The organism is Dokdonia sp. Asnod1-B02, assembly GCF_045063955.1.
Lineage (GTDB): Bacteria > Bacteroidota > Bacteroidia > Flavobacteriales > Flavobacteriaceae > Dokdonia.
This window is the reverse complement of sequence record NZ_JBEFNW010000002.1, coordinates 1,189,454-1,205,324: the sequence shown is the minus strand read 5'-3', so window position 1 is coordinate 1,205,324 and position 15,871 is coordinate 1,189,454. Positions and strand designations below refer to the sequence as shown.

13 protein-coding genes are annotated in these 15,871 nt (G+C 39.0%); all 13 read right to left on the bottom strand.

Going from position 1 to position 15,871, the window contains the following annotated elements:
• Window positions 1–21 precede the first annotated feature (21 nt).
• Window positions 22–2,037, bottom strand: a complete 2,016-nt coding sequence (gene ftsZ / locus ACJJVU_RS05490; protein WP_405223094.1) for a cell division protein FtsZ — start codon at window positions 2,035–2,037, stop codon at window positions 22–24.
• Window positions 2,038–2,130: 93 nt separating this feature from the next.
• Window positions 2,131–3,480: a cell division protein FtsA gene (gene ftsA, locus ACJJVU_RS05485; RefSeq protein ID WP_405223091.1), complete on the bottom strand. Its 1,350-nt coding sequence runs from the start codon at window positions 3,478–3,480 to the stop codon at window positions 2,131–2,133.
• Window positions 3,481–3,551: 71 nt separating this feature from the next.
• Entirely contained in the window at window positions 3,552–4,241 is a 690-nt protein-coding gene (locus ACJJVU_RS05480) for a cell division protein FtsQ/DivIB (RefSeq protein WP_405223089.1), read from the bottom strand.
• A 16-nt stretch (window positions 4,242–4,257) separates the two neighbouring features.
• Window positions 4,258–5,610: a UDP-N-acetylmuramate--L-alanine ligase gene (murC, locus tag ACJJVU_RS05475; RefSeq protein WP_405223086.1), complete on the bottom strand. Its 1,353-nt coding sequence runs from the start codon at window positions 5,608–5,610 to the stop codon at window positions 4,258–4,260.
• Window positions 5,611–5,665: 55 nt separating this feature from the next.
• Window positions 5,666–6,754 (bottom strand): undecaprenyldiphospho-muramoylpentapeptide beta-N-acetylglucosaminyltransferase, encoded by a 1,089-nt coding sequence (murG, locus tag ACJJVU_RS05470; RefSeq protein ID WP_405223083.1) that lies wholly within the window; start codon window positions 6,752–6,754, stop codon window positions 5,666–5,668.
• Window positions 6,741–7,949 carry an FtsW/RodA/SpoVE family cell cycle protein gene (locus ACJJVU_RS05465; protein WP_405223080.1) on the bottom strand — a complete coding sequence of 403 codons (1,209 nt, stop codon included), beginning with the start codon at window positions 7,947–7,949 and terminating at the stop codon, window positions 6,741–6,743. The genes murG and ACJJVU_RS05465 overlap by 14 nt, the downstream gene beginning before the upstream one ends.
• Before the next feature lie 102 nt (window positions 7,950–8,051).
• Complete coding sequence (gene murD, locus ACJJVU_RS05460) at window positions 8,052–9,389, bottom strand: UDP-N-acetylmuramoyl-L-alanine--D-glutamate ligase (RefSeq protein ID WP_405223077.1); 1,338 nt, start codon at window positions 9,387–9,389, stop codon at window positions 8,052–8,054.
• Between the two features lie 24 nt (window positions 9,390–9,413).
• On the bottom strand, window positions 9,414–10,652 hold the full coding sequence (gene mraY, locus ACJJVU_RS05455) for a phospho-N-acetylmuramoyl-pentapeptide-transferase (protein WP_405223074.1): 1,239 nt from the start codon (window positions 10,650–10,652) through the stop codon (window positions 9,414–9,416).
• Window positions 10,652–12,115 carry a UDP-N-acetylmuramoyl-L-alanyl-D-glutamate--2,6-diaminopimelate ligase gene (locus tag ACJJVU_RS05450; RefSeq protein WP_405223071.1) on the bottom strand — a complete coding sequence of 488 codons (1,464 nt, stop codon included), beginning with the start codon at window positions 12,113–12,115 and terminating at the stop codon, window positions 10,652–10,654. The genes mraY and ACJJVU_RS05450 overlap by 1 nt, the downstream gene beginning before the upstream one ends.
• On the bottom strand, window positions 12,112–14,103 hold the full coding sequence (locus ACJJVU_RS05445) for a penicillin-binding protein (RefSeq protein ID WP_298328755.1): 1,992 nt from the start codon (window positions 14,101–14,103) through the stop codon (window positions 12,112–12,114). The genes ACJJVU_RS05450 and ACJJVU_RS05445 overlap by 4 nt, the downstream gene beginning before the upstream one ends.
• A gap of 4 nt (window positions 14,104–14,107) precedes the next feature.
• Entirely contained in the window at window positions 14,108–14,428 is a 321-nt protein-coding gene (locus ACJJVU_RS05440) for an FtsL-like putative cell division protein (RefSeq protein ID WP_013751375.1), read from the bottom strand.
• 8 nt (window positions 14,429–14,436) lie between these two features.
• Window positions 14,437–15,333 (bottom strand): 16S rRNA (cytosine(1402)-N(4))-methyltransferase RsmH, encoded by an 897-nt coding sequence (gene rsmH / locus ACJJVU_RS05435; protein ID WP_405223063.1) that lies wholly within the window; start codon window positions 15,331–15,333, stop codon window positions 14,437–14,439.
• Window positions 15,320–15,790: a division/cell wall cluster transcriptional repressor MraZ gene (gene mraZ, locus ACJJVU_RS05430; protein WP_298328768.1), complete on the bottom strand. Its 471-nt coding sequence runs from the start codon at window positions 15,788–15,790 to the stop codon at window positions 15,320–15,322. The genes rsmH and mraZ overlap by 14 nt, the downstream gene beginning before the upstream one ends.
• Window positions 15,791–15,871: the final 81 nt, after the last annotated feature.

The window sequence follows — 15,871 nt, the reverse complement described above, 5'->3', positions numbered from 1 at the left end:
AAAACTCTAAGCAGTACCTGCTTAATCTACATTATCATGTAAAAATGAGTTATTACTTCTCAATTGAATTTCATCATTATCATCTGTAGAAAGTGATGTTCTAGATAAACTTCCATCCTTTGCTGGTGTTTCTTCTAGATCAATCCCCATACGCTTGTACGCAGGTTGCTTTTCTATCTCCTCAATACGAGACTGGTTTGTGCGAAATTTATAATTGAATTCTTTCATCTTGCGCTTACGCTCAGAAGCTCTGTCTATAAGAATCTGTGAGATAGGACTATTCATAGGGTCTATCTCTGCATTTTCATCTTCACGCTTTTGTTGAGGAGCAACAGTTTTTGTTTCAAAAACAATTGTTTCTTCTTCAATGTCGCTTTCATCATCATCACTAGATGCATTAGAAAGTGTCTCTTCAAGCTCCATGTAATCCTCAAGACTATATCTAGTCTCTCCGTCATTAGTATGCTCAGTTACAGGTACAATTTCTATAGGTTCCTTCACCTCAATAGATGCTGTAGTGTCATCAAGATCAAACATGATAGGCTTCTCATCTTCCTCCACAGGAGCTTCTGTCGTTAATGGCATATCAAAAAACAACATTCCATTATTTTCTGGCTCTTTATGCTCTACTCTAGTCGCTTCATGACGCACTGTAGTATCTATGATTTCAAAATCTGCTTCATTCTCTAGAAGTATCTCATCATACACAACAGTAATATTCTTAATTACATCTGTAGTAGGAACTATATCCATACTATATTGCTGCGCAGGAGGCTGTACTGGCTCAGCTTTAGGAGCCTGTTCTGGAACAGCTTGTTGCCTTGTAATTTCTTTTACGGGCGCTTTCGCGAAAGCGGTAGGCTTCTTTTCCTCTATTTCATCAAGATCAAGTGTATGCACTATTTTCTTAGGAGCAACCGGTGCTTGTGGAGCTACTGGTGCCGAAGGTGGAATCTCTACAGTAGCATCTGGCATTAAATCTTGCTGTGCTCTCTGCTCCTCTTCTAGTGTATGAATGATCTTCTTAGTCTCTACGTTTACAATCTCATTCTGCTGCTCTGCATTAAATCCCGTTGCTATAATAGTTACAGAAATAGCATCACCTAGAGAGTCATCTTCACCTACACCCATAATGATATTTGCGCTGTGACCTGCCTCTGCTTGAATGTGATCGTTAATCTCTCCTATCTCGTCTATCGTGATTTCATCACCACCAGAAACTATAAGTAACAATACATTCTTAGCTCCAGTAATTTTATTATCATTAAGTAATGGAGAGTCAAGTGCTTTTGATATCGCCTCGTTTGCACGACTTGTACCACTAGCTGTAGCACTACCCATGATAGCTGTACCAGATTTACTTAACACTGTCTTTGCATCACGTAAATCAATGTTTTGTGTATAGTGATGTGTAATTACCTCTGCGATACCACGTGAAGCGGTTGCAAGAACCTCATCTGCCTTACTAAATCCTGCTTTAAAACCAAGATTACCGTAAACCTCACGGAGCTTGTTATTATTAATAACAATAAGTGAATCTACCTGGGCACGAAGTCTATCTACTCCTTTTTGAGCTTGCTCGTTACGCATTTTACCTTCAAACTGGAATGGTATCGTGACAATCCCTACGACTAGGATATCAAGCTCACGAGCCATTTTGGCAATAACTGGTGCAGCACCAGTTCCTGTACCTCCACCCATTCCGGCAGTAATAAATATCATCTTTGTATTGGTACCAAGCATTTGCTTAATATCCATCTCACTCTCTATAGCTGCCTGCTCACCCACATCTGGGTTTGCTCCAGCCCCAAGACCTTCTGTAAGCCCTACTCCGAGTTGTATTTTATTAGGTACCGTGCTATTCTCAAGTGCTTGCGCATCTGTATTGCAGATTATAAAATCTACTCCATTTATTCCCTGCTGGAACATATGGTTAATAGCGTTACTACCTCCACCACCTACACCTATCACTTTAATTACGTGACTTTGGTTTTTAGGTAGATCAAATGTGATATTATCAAATTGTGTCGTACTCATATGATTTGTTTTTGCCCCTTATTCTTATACAATCAATTACTACTTGCGTAGCTATCTTATTATTTCCTACTTACTCTTTACTGATTTAATAGATTACTCTGCGTTGTCTAGAAAATCCTTAAACTTATCTGCCCATCTATCAAATATGCTTCTTTTAGGCGCTTGTGGCTTCTTAGGCCTTGCCTCGATATCTGTTTCTGGTATTTCATTAATGGTTTCTGTAAACACCTCTTCTTCCTTTGCAATGATTTCTTCTTCTGGTTCTAACTGACTGTTATATAAACCGTGCTCAAGGCTATTCATTACTAATCCCACAGCAGTAGCATACAGCGGACTCGTAGTCTCTGCATCACTATCTCCTGCAAGATGCTCATTAGGATATCCTATACGAGTATCCATACCTGTGATATATTCTACTAGCTGTTTTAAGTGCTTGAGTTGGCTACCTCCTCCAGTTAGTACAATACCTGCGATGAGCTTTTTCTTTTGCTCCTCGTGTCCGTAATTTTTAATTTCCAGATACACTTGCTCAACAATCTCCACAACTCTCGCGTGAATGATTTTAGATAAATTCTTTAGCGTTATCTCCTTAGGCTCACGACCACGTAATCCAGGGATAGAAACAATCTCATTGTCTTTATTCTCTCCTGGCCATGCAGAACCAAATTTAATTTTAAGAAGCTCTGCCTGCTTCTCAATAATTGAACAACCTTCTTTTATATCTTCTGTAATAATATTCCCTCCAAAAGGGATTACAGCTGTATGTCTAATAATACCATCTTTAAAAATGGCAAGATCTGTTGTACCACCCCCTATATCAATAAGTGCTACTCCAGCTTCCTTTTCCTCTTGGCTCAACACTGCATTTGCAGATGCTAGAGGTTCTAGTGTGATGCGATCTAGGTTTAACCCTGCGCTTTTCACACAACGACCTATATTTCTTATGGATGCAACTTGACCTACAACCACGTGAAAATTTGCTTCTACACGACCACCGTACATCCCAATAGGTTCTTTAATCTCGCTTTGCCCGTCTACTTTATACTCTTGTGGTAATACATGAATAATCTCTTCTCCTGGAAGCATTACCAGTTTATGTACTTGGTTACACAATGCATCAATATCTGCTGCATCAATTACCTCTTCAGAGTTGTTACGAGTTATATAATCACTATGCTGTAATGAGCGTATATGTTGTCCAGCAATACCTACGACTACATCTTGAATTTTAATTCCTGATACATCTTCTGCTTCCTGCACAGCTTGCTGCACAGATTGTATGGTCTGGGTGATATTATTTACCACACCACGGTGTACACCAAGACTTTTAGACTTCCCTATACCGAGAATCTCCACCTTATTGTACTCATTGTACCGCCCTATCATCGCCACGATCTTCGTGGTCCCTATGTCCAGCCCTACTGCGATATTTTGATTTTCCATACCTTTAATTTTGAGAGTTTACTCCCTCCCGATAGCTATCGGAATAAGCGAAAGCTTACTCAATCCCCGTTTTATTTTTTCTCACAAACTACTTGCCCGTCATACTTGAGCTCTATAGTTTTATACTTATCTAAACTTTTATCTTTAAGCGCTTTTTGATAAAAAGCCTTATAGTTACTAAATCTCTCTTCTAACGCTTCTACCTTGCCTAGTGATATAGTGAACCCTAGTTTTCTGGCCTTTAACGTATACTCTGCATTCTTACTTCGAGATATACCTATGATGTGCTTTGCAAGAAACTCATCCTTCCTTATAAAATTTACAAGCTTGTATACTTCGCTTAATTCTTTCTCAGTTGCTCCGGTCACAAGGGGTACGTGCGCGGAGTGATTTTGTGACAATGGCATCACCTCACCACTCTCATCTATATAAAAAGAAATAGCACCGCTAAGTCGTGCTATAGGCTTACGTTGCTCTATTGCAACACCTATATCACCACCCATCGTTACGTAAACATCTGCATTCTTGATAATTGGATGCGCCTTCACGCGCTTTTCCATCTCACTCAAAGCTATATTTTCTTTTACCTTTCCTGCAAGCTTTTCGTTACTTACTATCAACAATTTATTAACGGTCTCACGCGTCACAAAAGGAGCACTTTCATCCTTAAATGAAACACTGACTTCAGCAACTGTGCGCGCCTCATTTCTTTGAATGGCAAACGCAAACAAAAACACCGTCAACAGCAGTAAAATCGACATCTTTATGTAAAACCAGTTAACCTTCACCACGCAATTCTTTCGTTACTTTTAAAATCTCTACACCTATATCTCCAGCCCCCATCATCACAACAATTTTGTGATTTGTACCTTTCACTAAATCAGCAAGCTCATTTTTCTGTATGATTTGCTTTCGCGAAAGCGTCATTTCGCTAAGCAACACCTCGCTAGTAATACCAGCAATAGGCTCTTCTCTTGCTGGGTAAATATCCAGCAGTGCTACTTCATCAAAATGAGAAAGCGCTACTGCAAAATCGCTCATGAAATCTTTTGTTCTACTAAATAAGTGTGGCTGAAAAATAGCTAGCACACTCTCCTCTGGATACATCTCTCTTACACTTTGATGCACCGCAGAAATTTCTGTAGGGTGATGCGCATAATCATCTATCAACACCATATCTTCTTTTTGAATACGGTACGTAAATCGGCGATTAACACCTGAATAACTCGCTAGTGCTTCTACTAATTTTTCTTTAGGACTGCCATACGACAACGCCATCCCTAATGCAGCTACAGCATTAAAAAGATTATGTCTTCCTGGCAGGCTAAATTGTAAACTCTCTAAAACGCCACCTGGGTAATGCAAGTCAAAGATATAAGCGCCATTCTCTATGCGTACTCGCTGCGCAGTATAATCTGCATCCTCTTCAATACCAACCGTATTTCCTGCAAGTGGAAGTCCGTTTTTTACAAAACGCTTATCCTCTGGAGCTAGTGCCCCAAATTCTTGAAACGTAGCGATAAGGTCTGCCTCATCTTCATAAATATCAAGATGATCTGCATCCATAGAAGTCACACAGAGAATATCTGGTCTAAGCTGTAGGAATGAGCGATCAAACTCATCTGCCTCCACTACCACAACGTCACTTCCTTTTTGGATTAAATTACCATTATAATTATTTGTGATACCACCTATAAATGCAGTTACCGGAGCTCCGGATGCCGCAAGTAGATGACCCAAAATACTAGAAGTTGTCGTTTTACCATGCGTTCCTGCAACAGCAAGCGAGAAGGTTTGATTTGCAATCATACCAAGCACTTCTGCACGCTTTTTAAGCATAAATCCGCTTTCGCGAAAATATACTAGCTCTCCCATCATTTTAGGAATGGCAGGAGTAAACACCACTAGGGTATCTTCCTTACTACTAAAAGAATTATCAATCCCCTCTTTTTTATCTTCAAAATGAACCTTAATACCAGAGTCTTGCAAAGCTGCAGTAACATCTGAAGGCGTTTTATCATAACCCGCCACATTCTTGCCCTCCTTATGGAAGTACAAAGCCAGTGCGCTCATACCTATCCCACCGATACCGATGAAGTAAATGTTCTGTATGTCTTTTAAAGGTTTCATTTATCTATGCTACACACCATAGTTTAAAAACTATAGCTATTATGTTTTCAAATTATTATTTCAATAATTGCTCTACCTCATCCACAATGTCTGCTGTGGCATTTGGTAATGCAAGTGTTTTTATCTTTCTTCCTAGCTCAAAGCAAACTTTTTCATCGTTGAGTAGCCCCTTAAAAACAAGCTTAAATTTTTTATCAAGGTCTTTTTCTGCTATTAAAATTGCAGCACCCGTCTTCTCGATAGCTTGCGCATTTTTAGTCTGGTGATCCTCGGCAACGTTTGGAGAAGGGATAAAAATGGTCGCCTTTCCTACAATACATAATTCTGATACAGATCCCGCTCCTGCTCTAGAGATAATAATATCTGCTGCTGCATAAGCCATATCCATCTGGTCGATGTATGCCATAACCTGAACACCATCTGCTTGATGATGTTTGTACTTATCATAATACAGTTTACCAGTTTGCCATAAAACCTGTACTCCTTTTCGTTTAAAAAATGGGAGTTGCTTCTCTATCAATTCATTTATAGCTCTTGCACCTAGACTTCCTCCTATAATTAATACCACCTTTGAACTGTGAGACAAATCATATTTCGCGAAAGCGGTACTACGTTTACTTTCTATATCTAATAAATCTGCACGAACGGGGTTTCCTGTCTTCACTATATGCTCTGATGGGAAAAAGCGCTGCATATCATCATATGCCACACATACTTTCTCTACAGACTTGCCTAACAGTTTATTTGTAATACCCGCATAGCTGTTTTGCTCTTGAATCACTGCCGGTATCCCTGCAATTGTTGCCATCTTAAGCAATGGCCCACTTGCAAAGCCGCCAGTACCTATTACGACGTCTGGCTTAAATTTCTTTATGATCTTACGAGATTTCATCAAGCTACTAATGAGCTTAAACGGAAACATAAGATTATCTACTGTGAGCTTGCGCTGTATTCCAGCTATCCACAGCCCTTCTATTTCAAAACCTGCTTGTGGCACTTTTTCCATTTCCATGCGATCACTCGCTCCTACAAATAGAAATTGCGCGTCGGGATGACGGCGCTGGATTTCCTTTGCAATAGCAATAGCAGGATAGATATGACCTCCTGTTCCTCCTCCAGATAATATGACTCTATATGGCTTCACTAAGTATGTCTAAAGGGTTTAACTCACTCTCTTCTTTTGGTACAACTGGCGCTCGTTTTGCACTTACACTAAGTACAATACCTACAGCCAGACAGGTCATCCATATAGAAGTACCACCACTACTCACCAGTGGTAATGTTTGACCAGTAACAGGAAATAACTCTACAGCAACTGCCATATTAATTAAAGCCTGAAAAACAATAGGTAATCCTACACCTACTACAACTAGCTTTGCAAAAACGGTCTCCGCTTTATGAGCAACTACAGTAATTCTAAATAAAAGCAACATGTATAAAAACAGTAAGAATCCTGCTCCCGCAAGACCAAACTCCTCTACAATTATTGCATATATAAAATCTGAGGATGATTGTGGCAAGAAGTTTTTCTGAACACTTTTACCTGGACCTAGACCAATTACTCCGCCTGAGGCTATGGCAATTTTTGCTTTTTCGATTTGGTAATCTGCATCTGCGTCTACTTCGTTATTTGCAAAATTTTCTACACGGCTTATCCACGTATCTACACGGTTAGGGAATACACCTGGAAAAGCTTTTGCTAATAACACAAAGAATAAAAGCGCAACAACGCCAGTTGCAATAACAATACCTAAATATTTTAATGGATAGCCTCCCAGAAATACTAGAGCAACCACCATTGCTGCAATAATCGCAGTAGTAGAAAAGTTTGCTGGAAGTATTAGTGCAAGAACAGCAGCCACTGGCAACCATAACGGCACAATAGTTTCTTTAAAAGTAACCACCGTATCTTTAATTTTTGCTAGGTACCTCGCTACATAAACCATTAAGACAACACCTGCAAATGTGGAAGTCTGAAAACCAACACCCAGAATAGGAATTTTAATCCATCGACTTGCATTTGCTCCACCCATGGTAGTTCCTTGAGCCAGCGTCACGATAAGTAAAATAACTACTACAGGAAGCGCTATAAAGGAAAGCCCCTTAAAGTAATGATGCGGTATTTTATGAACCCCATATAACATTACAAAACCTAGTACTAAGTGCATACCATGTTTGATGAGAAATCCTACAGTGTTTCCATCACCTTTAATATATGCGAGGTTACTTGCCGCGCTATATACAGGTAAAAATGAAAACAACGCAAGAAGGGCAACAATAGCCCATATAGTCTTGTCACCTTGTAATCCTGCAAATATGTTTTTAAATGTGGTACTCAACGCTTAGTAATTATTTATTATTCGGTTTCTTAAGCTTATAAATTCTGATAAGCTGATTTCCTTACACGGGGGAATGAAGTACAATCAGCTTTCAAAACAGAATTAAAGATTACGTACAGCCTCCTTAAACTGGCGGCCGCGATCTTCATAATTATCAAATAAGTCAAAACTTGCACAAGCAGGAGAAAGCAATACGTTATCTCCACGCTCAGAAACTTTATAAGCTATTTTCACAGCCTCCGTCATGGATGGTGTCTCTACAATAATATCTACCATGTTACCGAAATGACTCATCAATTTTGCATTATCAACACCTAAACAGATAATAGCTTTTACATTCTCGTTCACAAGTGGATATAAATCACGGTAATCATTACCCTTATCTACTCCACCTACAATCCAAACAGTAGGCTCGCTCATACTATCCAAAGCATAAAATGTTGCGTTTACATTAGTAGCTTTACTATCATTAATGTATTGTACATTATTAATCTTAAGCACCTGCTCTAATCTATGCTCAACTCCTTGAAAACCTTCTAGACTCTCACGTATAGTAGCCTTACGGATATTTAATAGATTTGCTACAGTAGAGGCAGCCATTGCATTTTTCTTATTGTGTTGCCCTTTTAAAGCGAGGTTATTTGTAGCCATGGTAAAGGTGTTATTATCGAGTTGTACTGTTAGGTTATTATCTTTTATAAATGCGCCATTTTCAAATTCTTTATCAAGTGAAAAAGGCAATAATTTTGATTTGACTGGATATTTTTTGAGCCAGTCTACACTCACAGGGTCATCTGCATCGTAGATGAGATAATCTGTTTCTTTTTGGTTCATTGCTATTCTAAATTTTGAAGCAATGTAATTTTCAAACTTATAATCGTATCGGTCTAGATGATCTGGCGTCACATTTAATACCACTGCAATATGTGGTGCAAAATCTGCGATTCCATCTAGCTGAAAACTGCTTATTTCTAGCACATACGTATCAATCTCCTTCTGCGCCACCATCTTTGCATAGCTGTCACCTATGTTTCCGGCAACTCCTAGATTGATTCCTGCTTGCTCTAGAATAAATCCAGTAAGCATTGTTGTTGTAGTCTTACCATTACTCCCTGTAATACCCACAATTGTAGCGTCTGTATATTGAGAAGCAAATTCTATCTCAGAGATGACAGCAACGCCTTTTTCTAGTAGCCTTTGCACGATAGGTGCTTTATCTGGTATTCCAGGACTCTTCATCACTACATCTGCGTTAAGAATAAGCTCTTCCGTATGTCCGTCTTCTTCCCAAGCAAAATCTTCGGCAATGAGTATCTCTTTGTAGTTATCCTTAATTTTTCCAAAATCAGATAAGAATACATCATACCCTTTGGCCTTACCTAAAATGGCAGTACCTACGCCAGATTCTCCGGCTCCTAATATGACTAAGCGTTTCTTCATTTTTTATGCTTTCGCGAAAGCGTATTATCTAATTTTTAATGTTATAATAGAAAGCACAGCCAGTAAAATCCCTACAATCCAAAATCTGGATACAATTTTACTCTCGTGGATACCTTTCTTTTGATAATGGTGATGTAATGGAGACATCAAAAAGATGCGCCTACCTTCACCAAATTTCTTCTTTGTGTATTTAAAATATCCCACCTGTAACACGACCGAAAGATTCTCCATTAAGAAAATTCCGCATAGTATTGGGATGAGCCATTCTTTTCTAGTTGCAATAGCAAGCACAGCAATAATTCCTCCTATAGTAAGACTACCTGTGTCTCCCATAAAAACTTGTGCTGGATAAGCATTGTACCACAAGAACCCAATAAGCGCTCCTACAAAGGCAGCAATAAATATGAGCATCTCACCAGTACCTGGGATGTACATCACATTGAGGTAATCACTAAAAATGATGTTACCAGATATAAATGCAAAAATCCCAAGAGTAAGTACAATAATCGCACTTGTTCCTGCTGCCAGGCCGTCAATACCATCAGTGAGGTTTGCACCATTAGAAACCGCCGTTATTATAAAAATCACAATAGGTATAAATATGATCCACGCATATCCTTTCCAATCTTCGTTTATACTTGTGAGGATTGTTTCGTAATTGAGCTCGTTATCCTTGACAAATGGTATGGTAGTTTTTAAACTTTTATGCGCTTCATCAAATTTCGCATCTCCTCTTACAGTAGTAATTTCTACTTTTTCTGTACCAGCAGTTTGCTTGATTTCTTCACGGATGGTGATATCACTATGAAAAAACATCGTTGCTCCCACGATAATTCCTAATCCTACCTGACCTATTACCTTATACTTACCAGCAAGTCCGTCCTTATTTTTTTGCATTTTCTTCTTATAATCATCTAAGAAGCCTATGATGCCCATCCATACTGTTGTAACGATAAGAAGGAGGATATATATGTTTTGCAAGTCACCCAATAGCAATACAGGGATGAGCGTAGCACCTATAATAATAAGACCTCCCATAGTAGGAGTACCTGCTTTCTCTGCCTGACCTTCCAGACCTAAATCGCGTATTTGCTCTCCCATTTGCTTGCGCTGCAAGAGCTTAATAATGCGCTCTCCATAAATAGTAGAAAGTCCTAACGATATTAATACAGCAAGCGCAGCACGAAACGTACTGAACTGAAACAACCCTGCTCCAGGCAAGTTATAAGCTTCGTCTAACCATTGAAAAATATGATACAGCATTACTTATTAAGTTGTTTAAGGGTTTCTTGTACTATTTTATAATCGTCAAAATCAAATCGCTCTCCCATTATCTCTTGGTAAGTCTCATGACCTTTACCTGCGATTAGAATTATATCTCCTGGATTTGCTAGTTGGCAAGCTGTTTTTATAGCTTGCTTTCTATCTGTGATAGATAAAATCTTCTTGTAGTTAATAGGCTCAACACCTGCTTCTACTTGCTCGATAATTGCTTCTGGTTTTTCTGAACGCGGATTATCACTTGTGATAATCGTCTTTGTACTCAGCGCACTTGCAATATGCCCCATTTTAGGACGCTTTTTAGTATCTCTATCTCCACCAGCTCCTACCACCGTAATGAGCTCCTCATTTTTAGTACGGATATCATTTATAGTCTCTAGCACATTTTTAAGTGCATCTGGGGTGTGTGCATAATCTACAATTGCCGTCACATTCCCTTCAGAAATAAAATACTGAAATCGACCTGACACGCTTTCTAACTCACTTAGGAGTTTAAGCGCCTCTATTTGATCAAGCCCCAAAAGCTCCGCAGTTGCAAAAATGGCTAGTAAATTATAGGCATTAAATGACCCTATAAGCTTTACCCAAACTTCTTGATCTTGAATTTTAAGTAATAATCCAGACAATTGGTTTTCTAAAATCTGCGCTTTATAATCTGCATATGACTTTAAGGCGTAGGTTACTTTCTTTGCCTTAGTATTTTGCACCATCACAGCTCCGTTCTTGTCATCTGTGTTTACAAGTGCAAAAGCAGTTTTAGGTAACTCGTCAAAAAATTTCTTTTTTACGTCCCTATATTCTGCAAAGGTGTCATGGTAATCAAGGTGATCGTGAGATAGGTTTGTAAAAATTCCTCCCTCAAAACGCAAGCCTTCTGTTCGCTTTTGATGAATCCCATGTGAACTCACCTCCATAAAACAATACTCTACGCCTGCCTCAGACATTTCTGCCAGATATTTGTTTATTGTCAAACTATCTGGAGTAGTATGCGTCGCTTTATACTCGGTCTTATCTACTAAAATCTTCACCGTAGAAAGCAATCCTGTTTTATAACCTGCTTTTTGAAACAGTTGGTATAATAAACTAGCGATAGTCGTCTTACCATTAGTTCCCGTAATACCTATAAGCTTTAAGTTAGCCGAAGGATTTCCATAAAAATTAGAAGCTATTGTAGCCAGCGCACTAGAAGTATCTGCAACCTTAACGTATGTTATTCCGTTTACGATTTGCTCCGGAAGTTCCTCACAAATAATCGCTAGTGCACCTTGATTTACAGCTTTTGCTATGTAATCATGACCATCACTTTGCGTACCACGCACTGCAACAAACACGTCATTAAGTGACACTTTGCGCGAGTCAAAATGAACATTAGTAATTGCCACGGCAGTGTTACCCACCACAGTTTCTAGCGTTACTTTATATAATATGTCTTTAAGTAGTATCAAGATAATTGTAGCGTGATCGTTTTATTCTTCTCTAATTTATCACCAGCTTTTATAGACTGACTTTTTACTTTCCCGCTTCCGCGAAAATTCACTTTTAACCCCAGGTTTTCTAACAATGCAATTGCATCCATCCCAGGCATTCCTTTTACATTAGGCATCTTGCTATGTGCTTTATTCACATTTGCATAGTACTTCTGATAATCTCCCTCAATAACCTTTGAATTACCTGTAGGCAACTTCACCTCATCAATTACTGGAGTGTCAGTATAAATCTTTTGGGCAATCTCTTTAAATACAGGTGCAGCAACAATATTTCCGTAAAATCCGAGAGACTTTTTAGGTTTGTTTACCACTACAATACAAGAATACTTAGGCTCATCTGCTGGAAAATAACCCGCAAATGATGAAATATACCTCCCTGCTTCTATCCAATACTCCGTCTGGCAAGTACCCGTCTTTCCAGCCATTGAAAACTCTTCACTATAAATATTTCTCGCTGTCCCACGCTCAACAGTTTTCTTCATCATCTCCTTTACTACGTTGATAGTAGCTTGAGAAGCGATACGAGAATTGATTACTTCTTTATCAAAAGTCTCAATGGTTTGATCCCATTCCTTTACCTCTTTAATAAATCGAGGCTTTACCATCTCCCCATTATTTGCTATCGCATTATAGAAAGTGAGTGTCTGTAATGGCGTTAACTCTATTCCGTAACCAAAAGCCATCCATGGAAGTGTGGTTCCATACCAGTTTTTATCGCCTGGGTAAGGAAAGTTCGGCTTTCCTTCTCCTTTAATTTCAAGTCCTAATTGATCGTTAAGGCCCATATTAAAAAGTCGTTTTACAAACTTTTCTGGCTCTGACGCGTAGTTATCGTTTATCATTTTGGCGAAAGCCGTATTACTACTCAGCTCAAAAGCCTTTGCCGCTGTTATCTTACCATAACCTCCACGCTTAGAATCTATCGCGGTGCGATCATAAAATTTTACACGTCCATTTTCTGTGTCAAAAACTGTACTTGAGTCTATTACTTTATCCTCAAGTGCCGCTACCATAGACATCAACTTAAATGTAGAACCCGGCTCATGCGCCTCGCCCACTGCATAGTTAAGACGCTCATAGTATTTACCTTCAGGAGTTCTACCTAGATTTGAGATTGCTTTAATCTCTCCAGTTTTTGTCTCCATAACGACCACGCATCCGTGGTCTGCTTGATATTTTTGCAGACTTGCTAATAATGCATTGTGCGCTACATCTTGAATATTTACATCTATGGTTGAGATTACATCATAACCATCTCGTGGCTCGATTACATTACCTACACCAAGAGGCTTCCATTCACCTTTTGCAATCTTTTGCTTAAGACGACGTCCTTCCTTACCGCGTAAGTAATATCCATATGCTCCCTCAAGACCTACGCGTGTGTAGTAGCCACTATCATCTTGACGTTCATACCCTACGGTACGCTCTGCCATTTTCTCTAGTGGATGCTCACGCTCTGTATGCTCCTCGATAATTATTCCACCTCTAAATTGGCCTTTATTAAATAATGGTAGAGACTTAATCTTCACATACTCTGCGTAGCCCAGTTTTCTAGCAATAAATAAGTAGCGGTTTTTTGTATTACGTGCTTTACGTAGTCTATTCTCATAATAAGATTGAGGCTTCCCTAAAACACCAGAAAGACCCTTAGAAAGACCAACTATATTCTCGTTAAAATTTTCCTTAGATGGCGCTACTGCGTCCCATCGTATATCGTACTTGATTTGAGAAGTTGCAAGAAGACTCCCATCTTCTGCATAAAGATTACCACGAGTAGCTGGGATGGTTACCATCTTCTCTGTGCTGGTAGTAGCAAGCTCACGATACTTAGCACCCTGAAACACCTGAATCGCGATAAGCTTGTATGCGATTATAATCGCTAGGAGGAACATACATCCAGCGACGAAATAAAGACGGTTTAATATGTGCTTCTCTGTGGTTGCCACGTTATTAATCTGTTTCTTTTGTTGTTACTTTTATCTTTTTTGGCGGCACATTAGAAGGTTTAATTCCTCTTGCTTCTAGCGCTCTTGCCACACTACTATTTGTTTTTAACTTCCAGAGATTTACTCGACTGTCTACCGCTTCACTTCTCAGCTCGGCTACTTCTTCTTTTAACCTTGCAATCTCATAGACCTTCTCATCTGCTCTGTGCGAACTAGCAATCATGATTAATGCTAGTACAGAAATAAAGATGATCATCCTCCAGTTTTTAAAGGCATCCTCGTCTACTAGAAATTTACCCTTGAGTATATTATTAAACTTGCTCACTGTGTCCCTTAAAGTTTTTCAGCGATTCTCAACTTTGCACTACGTGCTCTGTTGTTTAATTTTACCTCTTTATTATCTGGAATAATGAGCTTCCCTACTTTCTTAAAAGGAACTTCAAAATTTCCATACATATCTTTCACCGGCTCACCTTCAAACATCCCACTTCTTATATACCTCTTCACGAGACGATCTTCAAGCGAGTGATAGCTTATCAAGCTTATTCTCCCACCCGCATCAAGCAGTTGCTCTGTTTGCATTAAAAACTCCTTAAGCACTTCAATCTCTTGATTTACTTCAATGCGAATTGCCTGATAAATCTGAGCAAGAATTTTATGCTCTCTATGCTTAGGCAAAAACGGAGCTAACACTTTTTTGAGATGCTCACTTGTTTTTATAAACTGACTATTGCGCTCTTGCACAATAGTGCTAGCAAGCTTAGGCGCATTACGAAGTTCTCCGTACTGCCAGAACACCTGCCTTAAATCTTCCTCCTCATAATCATTGATCACGTTATAAGCAGATAAAACGTCTTTTTGATTCATTCTCATATCGAGATCACTCTCAAAACGAGTAGAAAAACCACGCTCTGCAACATCAAATTGATGCGAACTCACCCCAAAATCACCAAGAATTCCATCTACTTTTTTTACACCATGAAAACGCATAAATCGCTTGATGTATCTAAAGTTTTCTGGAATAAGCGTGAATCGCTCATCCTCAATAATATTCTCTTGAGCATCTACATCTTGATCAAAACCATAAAGTTTCCCCTCAGGACCTAGCCTACTCAAAATCTCACGAGAATGACCACCACCACCAAAGGTGACATCTACATAGACGCCATCTGGCTTGATATTGAGACCATCTACGGTCTCTTTTAATAATACTGGGTTATGATAATCCATCTGGTATATCGCTATCTCCCATCACTTCCTCAGCAAGATCTGCAAAATCTACTGCTGCCTCATCAATGGCTTTTTCGTATAAATCCTTATCCCAAATCTCCAGAATATTGAAAGCAGCATTTACCACAATCGACTTCTCAAGTTTTGCAAAATTTCCTAAATCTTTCGATACTAAAACTCTTCCTGTTCCATCAACTTCTACTGGCTTAACACCTGCATTGAAACGACGTATAAACTCATCATTCTTCTTATTAAAACGATTAAGCTTATTCACCTTTGCACTTAGCGTGTTCCACTCTGCAATAGGATATAACTCAAGACATTTTTGAAACACAGCGCGCTTAAGCACAAAACCATCCTGAAGGATAGGAGCCAGCTGCTTTTTAAACGCTTGAGGCAACATGAGTCGGCCCTTAGCGTCTATTTTACATTCGTATGTTCCAATGAGGTTAATCACTCGAGATAGGTTAGTTTTTATGTATTAACTCAAATATAGCGCAAATATTACCACTTTTTACCACATTCTACCACTTTGTTG